This window comes from Pseudodesulfovibrio halophilus DSM 5663 (genome assembly GCF_059568665.1).
Map to the genome: position 1 here is coordinate 431,100 of NZ_JCANTV010000008.1, position 12,555 is coordinate 443,654.

At 60.0% G+C, this 12,555-nt stretch carries 13 protein-coding genes; 7 read left to right on the forward strand and 6 right to left on the reverse strand.

What is annotated here, in order from left to right; genetic code table 11:
- Positions 1 to 5 precede the first annotated feature (5 nt).
- Positions 6 to 263: a hypothetical protein gene (locus BR24_RS04140; protein WP_496540237.1), complete on the reverse strand. Its 258-nt coding sequence runs from the start codon at positions 261 to 263 to the stop codon at positions 6 to 8.
- Between the two features lie 12 nt (positions 264 to 275).
- Positions 276 to 944 carry a YkgJ family cysteine cluster protein gene (locus BR24_RS04145; protein WP_496540238.1) on the reverse strand — a complete coding sequence of 223 codons (669 nt, stop codon included), beginning with the start codon at positions 942 to 944 and terminating at the stop codon, positions 276 to 278.
- Positions 945 to 1,423: 479 nt separating this feature from the next.
- Here BR24_RS04145 and dsrA point away from each other — a divergent pair, with 479 nt between their 5' ends.
- The 4 genes from dsrA to BR24_RS04165 all read left to right on the forward strand — a co-directional run bounded on the left by dsrA (position 1,424) and on the right by BR24_RS04165 (position 5,697).
- Positions 1,424 to 2,743 carry a dissimilatory-type sulfite reductase subunit alpha gene (dsrA, locus tag BR24_RS04150; RefSeq protein WP_496540239.1) on the forward strand — a complete coding sequence of 440 codons (1,320 nt, stop codon included), beginning with the start codon at positions 1,424 to 1,426 and terminating at the stop codon, positions 2,741 to 2,743.
- 18 nt (positions 2,744 to 2,761) lie between these two features.
- The gene (gene dsrB / locus BR24_RS04155; protein WP_496540240.1) at positions 2,762 to 3,907 is read left to right on the forward strand and encodes a dissimilatory-type sulfite reductase subunit beta; all 1,146 of its coding nucleotides are present in this window, start codon (positions 2,762 to 2,764) and stop codon (positions 3,905 to 3,907) included.
- A 75-nt stretch (positions 3,908 to 3,982) separates the two neighbouring features.
- Positions 3,983 to 4,231, forward strand: a complete 249-nt coding sequence (locus BR24_RS04160; RefSeq protein ID WP_496540241.1) for a dissimilatory sulfite reductase D family protein — start codon at positions 3,983 to 3,985, stop codon at positions 4,229 to 4,231.
- A 74-nt stretch (positions 4,232 to 4,305) separates the two neighbouring features.
- Complete coding sequence (locus BR24_RS04165) at positions 4,306 to 5,697, forward strand: cobyrinic acid a,c-diamide synthase CobB (RefSeq protein WP_496540242.1); 1,392 nt, start codon at positions 4,306 to 4,308, stop codon at positions 5,695 to 5,697.
- A 3-nt stretch (positions 5,698 to 5,700) separates the two neighbouring features.
- Here BR24_RS04165 and ilvN read toward each other — a convergent pair whose 3' ends face one another.
- From ilvN to BR24_RS04180, 3 genes are all read right to left on the reverse strand, one after another.
- On the reverse strand, positions 5,701 to 5,994 hold the full coding sequence (ilvN, locus tag BR24_RS04170; RefSeq protein WP_496540243.1) for an acetolactate synthase small subunit: 294 nt from the start codon (positions 5,992 to 5,994) through the stop codon (positions 5,701 to 5,703).
- Entirely contained in the window at positions 5,987 to 7,666 is a 1,680-nt protein-coding gene (ilvB, locus tag BR24_RS04175) for an acetolactate synthase large subunit (RefSeq protein ID WP_496540244.1), read from the reverse strand. The genes ilvN and ilvB overlap by 8 nt, the downstream gene beginning before the upstream one ends.
- A 122-nt stretch (positions 7,667 to 7,788) precedes the next feature.
- Entirely contained in the window at positions 7,789 to 7,926 is a 138-nt protein-coding gene (locus BR24_RS04180) for a hypothetical protein (protein WP_496540245.1), read from the reverse strand.
- 126 nt (positions 7,927 to 8,052) lie between these two features.
- On the opposite strand from BR24_RS04180, the gene BR24_RS04185 reads away from it, so the two are divergent.
- Entirely contained in the window at positions 8,053 to 8,547 is a 495-nt protein-coding gene (locus BR24_RS04185; protein WP_496540246.1) for a peptidylprolyl isomerase, read from the forward strand.
- Between the two features lie 72 nt (positions 8,548 to 8,619).
- On the opposite strand, the gene BR24_RS04190 is transcribed toward BR24_RS04185, so the two are convergent.
- Positions 8,620 to 9,342 (reverse strand): sulfite exporter TauE/SafE family protein, encoded by a 723-nt coding sequence (locus BR24_RS04190; RefSeq protein WP_496540247.1) that lies wholly within the window; start codon positions 9,340 to 9,342, stop codon positions 8,620 to 8,622.
- A 123-nt stretch (positions 9,343 to 9,465) separates the two neighbouring features.
- On the opposite strand from BR24_RS04190, the gene BR24_RS04195 reads away from it, so the two are divergent.
- Entirely contained in the window at positions 9,466 to 9,648 is a 183-nt protein-coding gene (locus BR24_RS04195) for a ferredoxin (protein ID WP_496540248.1), read from the forward strand.
- A gap of 128 nt (positions 9,649 to 9,776) precedes the next feature.
- Positions 9,777 to 12,461, forward strand: coding sequence for a PAS domain S-box protein (locus BR24_RS04200; RefSeq protein ID WP_496540249.1), 2,685 nt, complete (start codon positions 9,777 to 9,779; stop codon positions 12,459 to 12,461).
- The last annotated feature ends 94 nt before the right edge of the window (positions 12,462 to 12,555 follow it).

The following is a 12,555-nucleotide window of genomic DNA, read 5'->3' on the forward strand; positions in this document are numbered from 1 at the left end:
AGTCGTTACTTCCCGCTGAGCAGCAACCTCGCGGTCTCCACGTCGTAGAGCGCCATGGGATTGCGGCCGGTGCCGCGCTGGCGGTACATCTCGGCGGCCTGCTCGATCACGCTCAGGGGCAGCCAGCCGTGACGGTCCCATATCTCGGGCTGACCGTCGTTATACAGGCGGAATTCGATCTCCTCGTCGCCCTGACGCACGTACATGCGTACGCTCTTGTCCTGAAGGGAGGGGTGGTAGTAGTAGCCGCGTTCGTCCTTCATCCTCGAATCTCCTTACTTGCCTCGGAAAACCAGTTTCATGCCCTGTGCGCCCTGCCTTACGCGAACGCCCATGTTTGCCAGCAGCGCCTCGATGGACCGGCCGAAGAAGAAGTCGAGGCTCTCCTCGGGCAGGCCGCCCTTCTCGACCGCGAGGCGCCGGATTTCCCGGTCGTATGTGATTTTCTCGACAAGCTCCCGGTAGGCGTCCACGTCGTCGTGCCGCGCAGCCTTGGCGAGCTGTGTCAGGCCGTGCGGGTCGCACTTGGCGTCGTGGTCCGCGATGAGTTCGAAAAGCGGGTGCCCTTCGGGGAGCAGGTCGGCGCGGGAGATGCGGTCCTGATCGTACATGGCGGCGAGCGGGGAAGGATTATGACAGTCGAGCACGCGACATTCGGCCGGGCGCTGGTCATACATGGTACACGTGTGTCCTTCGGTCTCGTAGAAAATGCAGGTCCATGTGCTGTCTTTGCCGCGAATCTTGATGATTTCCTCGGAGAGCGGAGTCAGCACTTCCTGAACCGGATCGTGTGCCATCTCGCCCCGCCGCAGTGTTACCAGATCCGTCAGGTCGAGGACGGCCTCGCGGATGAGTTCCATGTCTTCATGGTGCAGCGTGGGGCCGCCTTTGATGCAGCAGGTGCCGCACATTACGCAGCTCGGTGTTTCACCGGGGTTGGTCATCAAAATCTCCTTTGGACGTTTCTCGGCGTCGGGATTTGACCCGGCGCGAATCCGGGGTACTGATACTCTGAGACGGCACCGAGCGCAAGGGTGCGCAGGGAGGAATTGAAAACGGATTTGAGTGCTTGCCGGGCAAATGATTTTGAGGTAACCAATTGTCAGTTTGAAACCTGCAGCCCAGTGCCTTGTGAGTCGAGGTGCAAAGGTTGCACATGTAGAGGCGAACAACTCCCTGGAGACCCCTTTCATTACCTATATTACAATAGGTTCGGGGGTTTTGGGGTTGACAAAAAACTGGAGGGTCCAGTAGGTTGGGCCTCCCCAGTATTCAGCGAAAGGCGCCGCCTCCCATGGGCGCTTTCGTTGGCTTGCCATGTTGAGAAAGGCGTCCGGGGATACTTTTCGAGTGGAGCTCAATCGTCCCGGACGAAAACAACGGTTGATGGCAACGTTTTAACCAAACTATGGAGGTTAAGGGAATGGCGAAACACAAAACTCCTCTGTTGGACCAGCTGGAAAGCGGCCCGTGGCCCAGCTTCGTGTCCGACATCAAGCAGGAGGCCGAGGCTCGCTCCAAGAACGAGAAGGGTCTCGACTATCAGATTCCTGTTGACTGCCCCGAGGACCTGCTCGGTGTTCTTGAACTGTCCTTCACCGATGGTGAAACCCACTGGAAGCACGGCGGCATCGTCGGCGTCTTCGGTTACGGCGGCGGCGTTATCGGCCGTTACTGTGACCAGCCGGAAATGTTCCCCGGCGTGGCGCACTTCCATACCGTTCGCGTGGCTCAGCCCGCCGGTAAGTTCTACACCACCAAGTTCCTGCGTGATCTCTGCGACCTGTGGGACCTCCGCGGTTCCGGTCTGACCAACATGCACGGCTCCACCGGTGACATCGTGCTTCTCGGTACCCAGACCCCGCAGCTCGAAGAAATCTTCTTTGAACTGACTCACAACCTGAACAACGACCTTGGCGGCTCCGGTTCCAACCTGCGTACCCCCGCCGCCTGCATGGGCATGTCCCGTTGCGAATACGCCTGCTACGACTCTCAGGAGCTCTGCTACAACCTGACCATGGAGTACCAGGACGAACTGCACCGCCCGGCATTCCCGTACAAGTTCAAGTTCAAGTTCGACGCATGCCCCAACGGCTGCGTGGCCGCAATGGCCCGCTCCGACATGGCGTTCGTCGGCACCTGGAAGGGCGACATCCGCATCGACCAGGAAGCCGTTGCCGCCTACGTCGGTGGCGAATTCGCCCCGAACGCCGGTGCTCACTCCGGTCGTGACTGGGGCAAGTTCGACATTCAGAAGGAAGTTGTTGGCCTCTGCCCGTCCCAGTGCATCAGCTACGAAGACGGCAAGCTCGCCATCAACAACAAAGAATGCGTCCGCTGCATGCACTGCATCAACACCATGCCGCGCGCTCTGCGGATCGGCGAAGAAACCGGTACCTCCATCCTCTGCGGTGCGAAGGCCCCGATTCTCGACGGCCCGCAGATGGGCTCCCTGCTCGTCCCGTTCGTCGAAGTGAACAAGGACGACGACTACCAGGCCGTCAAGGACATCGTCGAAGGTGTCTGGGACTGGTGGATGGAAGAAGGCAAGAACCGCGAGCGTCTCGGTGAAACCATGAAGCGTCTCGGCTTTGCTGCTCTGGCTGAAGCCGCCGGCGTCCCGGTCGATGTACGTATGGTTCAGGAACCCCGCCACAACCCCTACATCTTCTGGAAGGCTGATGAAGTGGAAGGCGGATGGGACCGCGACATCAACGAATACCGCGAACGTCACCAGCGCTAAGCTTAGGAGGAAACAGATATGGCTTTCATTTCTTCCGGATACAATCCTGAAAAACCGATGGAAAACCGCATCACGGACATCGGGCCCCAGCACTTCACCGAGTTCTTGCAGCCGGTTATCAAGAAGAACTTCGGCAAGTGGGTCTACCACGAAATCATCGAGCCGGGCGTGCTGCTGCACGTCGCCGAGTCCGGTGACGAAGTGTACACCGTCCGTGCCGGTACCGCCCGCCTGATGACCGTGACCATGATTCGCGAAATCTGCGACGTGGCCGACAAGTTCTGCGGCGGATACATGCGCTTCACCACTCGCAACAACGTCGAGTTCATGGTGGAGACCAAGGAAGAGGCTATGGAACTGAAGAAGTTCCTGAACGAACAGAAGTTCGAGCAGGGCTCCTACAAGTTCCCGGTCGGCGGCACCGGCGCCGGTGTCTCCAACATCGTTCACACTCAGGGCTGGGTGCACTGCCACACCCCGGCAACTGACGCTTCCGGTACCGTCAAGGCTACCATGGACGCCGTGTTCGATCAGTTCACCGACATGAAGCTGCCCGCTCCGGTCCGTATCGCCATGGCTTGCTGCCTGAACATGTGCGGCGCAGTCCACTGCTCCGACATCGCTATCCTCGGCGTGCACCGCAAGCCGCCGATGATCGACCACCAGTACCTGGACAACCTTTGCGAAATCCCGCTGGCCGTGGCTTCCTGCCCCACCGGCGCTATCCGCCCCTCCAAGGTGGAAATCGAAGGTACCCAGTACAAGACCGTGGCGATCAAGGAAGAACGCTGCATGTTCTGTGGTAACTGCTACACCATGTGCCCGTCCCTGCCGCTGTCCGACAGCCAGGGTGACGGTGTCGCCATCATGGTCGGCGGTAAGATCTCCAACCGTATCACCAAGCCGGCTTTCTCCAAGGTCGTGGTGCCGTTCCTCCCGAACAACACCCCGCGTTGGCCTGAAATGACCGATGTGATCGAGAAGATTCTCACCGCTTACTCCGAAGGCGCCAACAAGTATGAGCGCCTCGGCGACTGGGCCAACCGTATCGGTTGGGAACGCTTCTTCGAAGTCTGCGAACTGGAGTTCTCCGAACACCTGATCGACGACTTCCGCGATCCCGCCTACTACACCTGGCGCCAGACCACTCAGTTCAAGTGGTAAGAAGCCTTTAGGCAATCAAGGGGTGCGGGATTTCCCCGCACCCCATTTTCTCTCAAACGAGAAGGAGCGAGCGATATGCCTCTCGATTTTGACGCTGCCAAGGAAGAAATCCTTCAGTTCTGCGAATCCAAGGCCAAAAACAAGTCGAAGTTCTACTTCAATGATTTCACCAAGCTTTTCCCGGACGCCAAGAGCCGCGAGGTCAAGAAGGTCCTCACCGCTCTGGTGAACGAAGAGAAGCTGGTCTTCTGGTCCTCCGGCAGCACCACCATGTACGGTCTTGCCGGTGCCGGCAAGCAGTCCGCCGCCGAGGGCGAAGGCTAGTCTTTCTCTTACGACGGTAAGCAAGCCTTGCCCATCCTCTGGGCAAGGCTTTTCTCATTCGGGGTCTTATCAGCGTGTCCATATCCCGCTTCGTCATCACCGGGCTTTCCGGCGGGTCCGGCAAGACCATCGTCTCTCTCGGTCTCTGCCGCGAATTCAGCCGCCGCGCAATCGACGTCAGACCATTCAAGAAAGGCCCGGACTACATAGATGCGAGGTGGCTCGGCATTGCGGCCGGAGGCACCTGCTCCAATCTCGACCCCCACTTTCTCCCCATGGAGCGCATCCGCTCCCAGTTCGCTCACTACTCCGAGGGCGGTCAGCTGGCTGTCATCGAGGGCAACCGTGGCCTGTTCGACGGCAAGGACGAGCATGGAAGCTGCTCCACCGCCGAGCTCGCCAGACAACTCGACGCCCCGGTCATCATGGTGCTCGACGCCACCAAGATGACCCGCACGGCTGCCGCAGTGGTGGCAGGGTGTGCCGCGTTTGAAGAAAATCTGAATCTGGCCGGCGTCATTCTTAACCGAACGGCGGGAGAGCGCCACCGCGCCATTCTTGAAAAAAGCATCCGCACGCATACGGATATCCCTGTGCTGGGCATGCTGCCGAAGATTCGTCACAACCCGATCCCAGAGCGACACATGGGGCTGGTGTCCGATACCGAATATGATGCGGAAGGCTACAAGGGACGCGAGCGGGCGCTGGACGCCGTGGCGGACCTCATCCGCGACAATGTCGATACGGACGCGGTGCGTGGCATCGCCAGTGCGGCACCTGATCTGCCTGCTGCGGCTCCTCTTTGGTCTGAGGCAAATGGTGCGAAGTCGGTACGCATAGGCTACGTTTACGATGACGCCTTCTGGTTCTACTATCGAGAAAATCTGGAAGCACTCGAACGTGCCGGGGCCGATTTGGTTCGTCTCTCGCTGCTTGCCGGCGACCCATGGCCGGAGCTGGACGGACTGTATATCGGCGGCGGGTTCCCGGAGACGTTCGCCTCCGCTCTGGCCGAGATGCGCGCCACTCGCCAGCGGGTTCGTGCCATGGCCGAGGCCGGGGTACCCATTTACGCTGAATGCGGCGGGTTCATGTATCTCTGCGACGCGCTGGAGTTTGAAGGCGCGTCCTACCCCATGGCCGGTGTGTTTCCTGTGACGACCTCCTTCTGTCCGCGGCCGCAGGGGCTCGGATACACCTGTTCAGAGGTCGTGTCGGAGACGCCTTTCTTCGCGGTCGGCGATGAGCTGCTCGGGCACGAGTTTCACTATTCGCACTGCGTAGGGGATGCGAAGCCGTCAGATTTTGCCCTGCGCATGAAGCGCGGCGGCGGCATGGTCAAGGGAATGGACGGCCTCGTGCGGGGCAATACGTTCGCGGCCTACAACCATATTCATGCGCTGGCGGTTCCCGACTGGGCGACGCGGTTCGTCGCCGCAGCCGAGACCTGCCGGAGCGGACGCTAGGCCTTACGCCGCCGAATACTCCTTCTCCATACGCTCGAAAGAGGAGCCTGCGGCTTCCCTGACCTGTACCTCGTGCACGTCGCGGAGCTTTTCCGCCTGCTTGACCATCTGGTCAAGGCGCTGATCCGCATCCACAAGCAACTGGATTCGACTGGTCTCGCCGCCTCCGAGCGGCAGCACGAGGATCGCTTCCACGTTGAATGCCCGTCGTGCGAACAGTCCGCAGACATGCGACATCACGCCGGGATGGTTGTTGACGTTCAGTTCAAGGACTACGCGGTTTTCGAGGCTAATCATTGGCGGCTCCTTCTATCATGGTGGTGTTTGCGGCACCCGGAGGCACCATGGGGTAGACGTTCTCGGCCGCGTTGACGGGAATCCGGACCAGAGCAGGACCGTCGCACGCGAGAATACTTTTCAGGTCTGATGCTGGATTCTCTGAGTGTGAGAGGTCGGCGGACGCAATGCCGAATCCTTTTGCTATGGTGGTGAAGTCCAGAGCGTTTTCATAACCGGACGCAAACTTCCTGTTCTCGTAGAACAGCTCCTGCTGTTGTTGAACCAGTCCGAGTGCCCGGTTGTCCGCAAGGACGATCTTGATATTCAGGTTGTGCTCGGCCGCCGTGGCGAGCTCCTGAATGTTCATGAGCAGGCTTCCATCCCCGGTGAAACAGATGACAGTGCGTTCAGGGTGCGCAAGGGACGCGCCGATGGCAGCGGGCAGCCCGAATCCCATTGTGCCGAGCCCGCCGGAGGTCAGAAACTGCCTTGCCCGTGTGACCGGGTAGGCCTGTGCGGCTCGCATCTGATGCTGACCGACATCCGTGGTCACGATGGCGTCGGGGCCCATGCACTCGGCGGTATGCTTCACCAGTCCGTATGCGGAGAGCGGGGAAGCGGTGTCGGGAAGCAGGGCGGGGTACTGGCGCTTGAGCGTCGCGATCCGATCAGTCCAGTCTTGCCGATGTTCTTCCTTCACCTTGTAGAGCAGATGCTCCAGCGCGGACTTCACGTCGCAGACGATGCCCACGCAGTCGGTCTTGAGTTTGCCGAGTTCGCTCGGGTCGATGTCGATGTGGATGATGTCCGCGTCGGGACAGAACTCCTCCAGTCGGCCGGTGGCACGGTCGTCGAAGCGCACGCCGGCGGCGATGAGCAGGTCGCACTCCTGAAGCGCGAGGTTGGTATGCTTGGCGGCGTGCATGCCCAGCATCCCGAGAGAAAGGGGGTGGTCGTGGGGCATGGCGCCGAGTCCCATGAGCGTCATGACGGAAGGAAGGGTGTTCTTTTCCGCAAGGCGTGCTGCGGTTTCGGATGCGCCGGACTGCGTGACGCCGCCGCCGAGGTAGAGGATGGGCTTGCGAGAGCGGGCGATCATTGCCGCCGCCCGGTCCAGCTGTTCGAGGGCCGGTTCCGGCGCGGACTCCGGTGCGCCGGGGGCGGGCAGCATGTCGAAGGAAACGGTCTGGCACTGGATGTCCTTGGGTATGTCCACAAGCACGGGCCCCGGCCTGCCGGATGCGGAGATGCGAAAGGCTTCGGGAATGACATGAAGCAGCTCGCGGGCCGAGCGCACCAGATAGTTGTGCTTGGTCACCGGGATGCTCATTCCGTAGATGTCCATTTCCTGAAAGGCGTCAGTGCCGACGAGGCCGAGAGGGACCTGTCCGGTGATGCAGACGATGGGCACGGAGTCGAGCTTGGCGTCGGCGATGGCGGTGAGCAGATTGGTTGCGCCCGGTCCGGATGTGGCCATGCAGACGGCGGGGGTGCCCGTAGAGCGGGCCATGCCCTGCGCCATGAAGGCCGCGCCCTGTTCGTGCCGGGCGAGAACGTGCCGGATGCGGGAGCTCCGGCCGAGCGCGTCGTAGATGGGAAGGTTCGTTCCGCCGGGGATTCCGGCGACGGTGGTGATCTCCTGTCGTTCAAGCAGGCGGATGAGCAGTTCGGCTCCGGTCATGGACGGCATGGCAACCTCCTCGGTTTGCCCCCTTTCGGTGACCAGCGGCTGCGCATGTCCTCCCGGAAAAACATCGCCCCCGCCGGTTTGCACCGGCGGGGGCGTTTCGCTTCGTAGTAGCGTGGACCCCGTTACGGCGCGACCGCATCTACTACGCGTACTACTACTACCAGCGCGCCGGAGGCGTACTGGAAGCGGTTGTCGGTATGGATGCTGTCGCGTTTCATCTTTTGGAATCCTTTTACTTTTTCCAAAGCTAGAATATGCATGAACGCGAAAGGCTGTCAAGATGTCCTGCTGAAAAAGAGGATTTTATCATAACACTGCGATTGCCAGACCCGGCGGGCTTTGATAAGCCCAACCCCGACTACACGCGCAAAAAGGAGAATGCGATCATGATAAAGTTTGAAACCAGCATGGGCGATTTCGCGCTCGAGCTTTACCCGGAAGAGGCGCCCAAGACCGTCGAGAACTTCCTCGGCTATGTCCGTGACGGCTTTTACGATGGGACCATCTTTCACCGCGTCATAGACGGCTTCATGGTGCAGGGCGGCGGATTTACCCCCGAGATGTCCCAGAAGCCGACCGGCGACCCGGTTGAGAACGAGGCCGACAACGGGCTCAAGAATGAAAAGTACACGGTGTCCATGGCCCGCACCATGGAGCCGCACTCCGCCACCTCCCAGTTCTTCGTGAACGTATCCGACAACAGCTTTCTGGACTTCCGGGCCAAAAACCCTCAGGGGTGGGGATACTGCGTGTTCGCCAAGGTCGTGGAAGGCATGGATGTGATCGACCAGATTCGCACCGTGGAAACCGGCACCTTCGGCTTTCACGAGAATGTTCCCGTTGAGCAGGTTGTCATCAAGAAGGCCTACGAAGTGGAATAGCGCCGACATCCATACGTCAGCACCGGGCCGGGGGGAAACCTCCGGCCTTTTTCGTGTCTGACGTCCGGCCGGCTAGAGCGCCTTGAAGGTTATCACGAGGCCCAGAATGAAGGCCATGATCATGGCGCCCCGCCTGAAGAGTTCCTCGGAAAGTCTTCCGTAGCACTTGATCCCCACAATTATCCCCAGCGCCAGAGCGGGCAGCAGGCGCAGGAACAGGTCGATGACCTCGGGCGTGATCATCCCGAAGAAGTAGTGAGAGCCGGAAATGCCGATGCCCGCCATGAGGAAGTAGCCTGCGAGCGTGGCCTTGATCTCGTCCGTGTGCCACGGCTGGGAGGTGACGTAGACGATGACGGGCGGTCCGTTGGCGCCAACGCTCCCACCGAGAAAGCCCGCCGTAACGCCAGTGGCCACTGCCCAGGGCTTGCCCAGCTCCCGCCTGGCGGGGCGAAACAGCAGCTGGTGGCCCATGAACGCCACGATGAGCAGCCCCAGCAGAAGGCTGAGCGACGTCTGATCCACATACTTGAGGGCCCACGCGCCGAGCGGAAGCCCCGGCAGGGTGGAGAGCAGCAGCACGGACAGTCGCCCGACCGAGATGCTGCGCCGCACGGAATAGCAGACCGACGCGTTCAGGCAGAGCGCCAGCAGGCTGATGAGGGGGATGACCGTTTTGATGTCGAGCATCAGCGACAGCAATGGAAGCGAGAGCATAACGGAGCCGAACCCCGTCAGCCCCTGAACGAAGCCGCCGAGCATCACCACGGAAAAAATGAGCGCATATTCAAGCATTGTTCGAATGGCCTATCAGAGGCGGAGGGGAGCGGCAATAAATACAATGGTCTTTTGCCTTGCACATGAAAGCCATAATCTTTTATAAGGGTCCTAATCGTGAAAAACGCAAGGAGGAAGTACATGGCCATTGTCATTGATGCAGAAGAATGTGTGGGATGCGAAACCTGCGTGGAGCTTTGCCCCGAAGTTTTCGAAATGGACGATGACGGCGAAAAGGCCATTGTCATCAAGCCGGACTCCGATGCCGAATGCGTCGACGAATGCATTGATACCTGCCCCTCTGAGGCGATATCCAGAGAATAACACACCCAGACGGGGGGGCGTATCCTCGCCCCCCTTCTCTTCTTCTCCCGAATATTCATTTATAATATGTACATGGCCAGCCTGCGGCTACGGTAAGGGCTGTATCTGAAATGCAATCGGAGGCCGGCATGGCAGGCAGGAACGGAGCAGCAGTCAAAACCGACCCCAGAGGAACGTGGATACGCGTCGCGATCCCGACTCTCATGTCGCTTCTGCTGTTCTTCGTGGCCATATTCTTTGTCGAACTCCCCAACTTCCGCGACGGTCTCATCGAGCAGAAAAAGGGCGGCATCCGCAATGTCGTCCAGCTCGGCATCGACATCGTCAACCGGCAATACAAGCTGGAAACCGCCGGCATCATCTCTCGCGAGGAGGCACAAAAGCGGGCGCTGGCTCTGCTTGCCACCATGCGCTACGGCCCCCAGGGCAAGGCGTACTACTGGGTCAACGACATGGACGGCGTCATGCTCATGCATCCTTACCGCCGTGACCTTGAAAACAAGAACGTGCTTGATCTTGAGGATATCACCGGGAAAAAATTCATCGGTGAGTTTGTGGAGGCCGTTTCCGAAAAGGGCGGCAGCTTTGTGTCGTACTATTGGCAATGGCAGGATCAGCCCGGTCGGATCGAGCAGAAGATTTCCTATGTACAGGGTTTCGAGCCGTGGGGGTGGATCGTGGGGTCGGGTCTGTATCTCGACGATGTCGAGCGCGAGATGCAGCAGTTCCTGCGCAAGCAGCTCTGGACGCTGCTGGGCATCACCCTGATAATCCTGCTGCTGGGCGGCCTCTCCATCTGGCAGGGCGTCCGGGCGGACCGCGACATGGCAAGGACGGCGGGCATGTTCCGCGCCATCTTCAACCAGACCTACCAGTTCATCGGACTCCTCAGAGTGGACGGGAGGCTCCTGCGTGCCAACCAGAGCGCCCTCGGTTTTCTTGGCATCATGCCGCGCGAGGTCGTGGGCAAGCCGTTCTGGGAGACCGCCTGGTGGAACCACTCCCCTGAGCAGATGCAGCAGTGCCGCGACGCCATCTCTCGTGCCGCGCTGGGAGAGATCGTGCGCGGCGAAGCCCGGCACAAGAATTTCCTCGGCGAATTGCGCGTCATAGACTATTCGCTCAAGCCCGTGCGCGACGAGGGCGGGCACATCATCTACCTGTTGGCCGAAGGCCGGGACGTGACCGACTGGAAAACGGCCGAGCTGGCCCTGAGGGCCAGCGAGCGGTACAGCAGGATGCTGTTCGAGCAGGCCGCCGTCGGCCTCGGCGTTGTGGATGCGGATGGGCGGTTCACGGATGTAAACCAGACTTTTGCCGACATCCTGCGCGGGCGGGCCGAGCATATTTCCGGAACCATGCTTTCCGACTGGCTGCCCGGAGGCACCCGCGAGCGGGACCAGCTGATGCAGGCCGAGTCAATGGATCCGGTGGAAAAGTGGATGCTCCGACAGGACGGCAATGTGGTGCCGGTGCGAATCGCCTCCATCCGGTTTGAGACGACCGGTCAGGAGCGATTCATGTTCTCCGTTGAGGATATCACCGACCTCAAGCAGGCCGAGGAGGAGCTTCGCCTGAGCGAGGAAAAGTATCGCGACCTCGTTCAGGACGCGCAGAGTGTCATCCTGCGCTGGCGGACCGACGGAACCATACTCTTCGCCAATGAATTTGCGCAGAAGCTGTTCGGCTACTCCGAGGAAGAGCTGGTGGGGCACGAGATGCAGAGCACCATCATGCCCGAGAGCGACATGGAAGAAAGCATGGCCGAGCTGACCAAGACCATCGCCATGACACCCGACAACTATCATTCCACCGAAATGTGGAACCTCAGAAAGGACGGGCAGAAGCTCTGGATGGCCTGGACGAGCAAGCCGCTTTTTGACTCCAACGGCAACCTCACCGAAATTCTCTCCGTTGGGCTCGACAGCACGGAACGTCGCGAGGCACAGGACGAGCTGCGCGCACTCAACGAGGAACTCGAGCAGCGCGTGGAGGCCCGCACCAACGAACTCAAGGAGTCTCTGGAGTCCCTCAAGAAGGCGCAGGAGCAGCTGGTGGAGTCCGAAAAGATGGCCTCGCTCGGAGGGCTTGTGGCTGGTGTGGCGCATGAGATCAACACGCCCATCGGTGTCGGGGTCACCACTATTTCGTACCTTCAGCAGAAGGCCGACGAGATGGACCGTGTCTACAAGGACGGCAGGCTCAAGCGGTCCGATTTCGAGAAGTTCATCAAACTTTCCATGGAGTCGTCATCCGCGGTCCTGCTGAATCTGAGCCGGGCGTCCGAGCTTATCCAGAGCTTCAAGCAGGTCGCGGTGGATCAGACCTCGGAAGAACGCCGCACCTTCGAACTCAAGCAGTATATTGATGAAGTGCTGTTGAGCTTGCGCTCCAAGTACAAGCGCACCAAACACGAAATATCGGTCAGCGGTCCCGAAGTGGAGTTGGACAGCTACCCCGGCGCAGTGATGCAGGTGCTGACGAATCTGCTCATGAACTCTCTGACGCACGGTCTCGACGGCATCGAGGCCGGGCACATAGCCATCAGTACCGAGTTGCAGGGCGACAGCGTGGTCATCAAGTATTCCGACGACGGAAACGGGATGGACGAGGAAACCCGGGCAAGGATTTTCGAGCCTTTCTACACCACCAAACGCGGTCAGGGCGGCACGGGCCTTGGTATGCACATGGTGTACAATCTGGTGATTCAGCGGCTTCAGGGCACCATCAGCTGTCAGAGCAGCCCCGGAAACGGGGCCACCTTCCGGATCGTCATCCCTCTGGGGCCGAAGGGTGGCAAGGCTTCCGAATGACCGCAGTGGCTGGAACGTTGCGCCAGAGGGAATTCGGGGCTCGGTCAAGAGCCTTCTTAAGCGGATGAAAGTGCGGCCCTGCGGGTTTTGCTTT

Bases quoted from the DNA above. Each gene is read 5' to 3' on its own strand.
- BR24_RS04140 (WP_496540237.1), bottom strand. From the start codon at position 263: ATGAAGGACGAACGCGGCTACTACTACCACCCCTCCCTTCAGGACAAG.
- BR24_RS04145 (WP_496540238.1), bottom strand. From the start codon at position 944: ATGACCAACCCCGGTGAAACACCGAGCTGCGTAATGTGCGGCACCTGC.
- dsrA (WP_496540239.1), top strand. From the start codon at position 1,424: ATGGCGAAACACAAAACTCCTCTGTTGGACCAGCTGGAAAGCGGCCCG.
- dsrB (WP_496540240.1), top strand. From the start codon at position 2,762: ATGGCTTTCATTTCTTCCGGATACAATCCTGAAAAACCGATGGAAAAC.
- BR24_RS04160 (WP_496540241.1), top strand. From the start codon at position 3,983: ATGCCTCTCGATTTTGACGCTGCCAAGGAAGAAATCCTTCAGTTCTGC.
- ilvN (WP_496540243.1), bottom strand. From the start codon at position 5,994: ATGATTAGCCTCGAAAACCGCGTAGTCCTTGAACTGAACGTCAACAAC.
- ilvB (WP_496540244.1), bottom strand. From the start codon at position 7,666: ATGCCGTCCATGACCGGAGCCGAACTGCTCATCCGCCTGCTTGAACGA.
- BR24_RS04180 (WP_496540245.1), bottom strand. From the start codon at position 7,926: ATGCATATTCTAGCTTTGGAAAAAGTAAAAGGATTCCAAAAGATGAAA.
- BR24_RS04185 (WP_496540246.1), top strand. From the start codon at position 8,053: ATGATAAAGTTTGAAACCAGCATGGGCGATTTCGCGCTCGAGCTTTAC.
- BR24_RS04190 (WP_496540247.1), bottom strand. From the start codon at position 9,342: ATGCTTGAATATGCGCTCATTTTTTCCGTGGTGATGCTCGGCGGCTTC.
- BR24_RS04195 (WP_496540248.1), top strand. From the start codon at position 9,466: ATGGCCATTGTCATTGATGCAGAAGAATGTGTGGGATGCGAAACCTGC.
- BR24_RS04200 (WP_496540249.1), top strand. From the start codon at position 9,777: ATGGCAGGCAGGAACGGAGCAGCAGTCAAAACCGACCCCAGAGGAACG.